Annotated in this window: 1 protein-coding gene; it reads right to left on the reverse strand. The window is 48.0% G+C overall.

The genetic code is table 11. The features are described from left to right. Positions 1–305: 305 nt before the first annotated feature. Positions 306–1,139 (reverse strand): Rpn family recombination-promoting nuclease/putative transposase, encoded by an 834-nt coding sequence (locus JI65_RS16865; RefSeq protein WP_191018327.1) that lies wholly within the window; start codon positions 1,137–1,139, stop codon positions 306–308. Positions 1,140–1,597: the final 458 nt, after the last annotated feature.

Genomic DNA, 1,597 nt, shown 5'->3' on the forward strand with positions numbered 1-1,597 from the left:
GGAATGACAACAGGAAAGCTGCTGCGATTCATCAGCGAGAATCAGCGTTAATTCACGCGCTCCGTCCACCAAAAATGTTCGTAAGCTGCCTAGCAGAACTTAAAGCCCGATACGCGAGGTGGTGCGCAATCTGCAAGTTGACACGACTCCCCAAAAGTTGCTCGCGGTGCGCGAGCGACAAAGCTGCACCCACGAAACGCGGCCCCGCTTGCCGCCGCGTTTCGTGAACATCTGCAAGCAGACTCACCAAAGTGTGAGTTTTGCTTTTGCAAAAGTCGCGGGAAACGCACGGGGGAAGTTAAAGGTCAAAAGTGAACTTGCAGCGTTTCCTTTAGTTTTAAAACTTCCTCTAGCGAAAGCTTGCAGCATTTTGCAATAACTTCTGGTGATAAATCAGTTTCCTGCAACAAGTTTATCGCGTTGTTCTTTGCGTTTTCTTTTAGACCTTCTTCGTATGCTTCTTTTGCGTATTCTTTGAGTGTTTGTTCCCAGGTCATATACTGCCGCCTCCATTTCATGTTTTTCTTGGCGAGGGCGAGCTTTGAGCGGAGTGTCTCGGTAAAGTCGTCTCGTGCCTCGTTTGCTTTCAGAAAGGTAAGAAAGTTCCGCCGTTCCTTTGAGTCGATTTTATCACACAAGTCGGCGTTGAAAAACACTTTGAACGTGCGGTCGTTGAGTTTTGTCCTGCCGTTTTCGGTGCAGACGTTCTCGAAGGTGTAGACCGGGAGTTTTTCGCCGAAAACGTCGCCGAGGCAGATGAAGATGATGTAGACGTCCTTCAGCTCGTCGTAGTCGGTGCCTGCGGTGAGGTGCTCCACGTCGATGATGCTTTGGTAGTATCTCGACCGCTTGGCGAGTTTTTTCGAGGTAGTGGTCTGCATTTCAACGTCAAAAATTCGGTCGCTGTCTTTGGCGTAAACGTCGAATCGCACGCTTTTTGACTCAAAAGATTCCTGCATCGTGCGTTCGGTCTGCGGAATCTCGATTCGGTCGATTTCGATTCCGAGAAGAATTTCGATTACGTGTTTGCAGATTTCTGGCTCGCTTTCCATGATTTTACAGAAAAGGAAGTTGTTCGCGAGGGTAGCCTGCTCCCATTTTTGTTCCGGGGTGAGTGTTGAGGTGAGTAAATCGGTCATAAGGTAAGTCTCCTTATAATGTTACTTCCGTTTTTTGTTTGGAAATTACGCAATTTGCGGGATAAAGTTTTGTTATTTTTACATGGAGGAGTCGGAAAAGTAAGAAGTAGAAATATGAGGTAGGAGGTAGGAAGTATGAAGTATGAGGTATGATGGGAATGGGCGTTGTCCGATGCTCAGTTCTGCTGAACTTGATTCAGAAGCTAAAATGCTTGTGTGGGAGGTTTGTTGATTGAGGTTTTGCAAAGTCAACCACCGCAAAGTGTGTAAATTCGGAGGAGCGGAGACAATTTGACATGTTTCCAAAGTTGCTCGCGGCGCGCGGGCAACAAAACTGCACTCGCGAAACGCGGCCCCACTTGCCGCCGCGTTTCGTGAACATCTGCAAGCAGACTCACCAAAGCGCGAGTTTTGCTTTTGCAAAAGTCGCGGGAAACGCACGGGGAAAGTTAAAGGTT

It is taken from the genome of Treponema zioleckii, assembly GCF_014737315.1.
GTDB classification, from domain to species: Bacteria; Spirochaetota; Spirochaetia; order Treponematales; family Treponemataceae; genus Treponema_D; species Treponema_D zioleckii.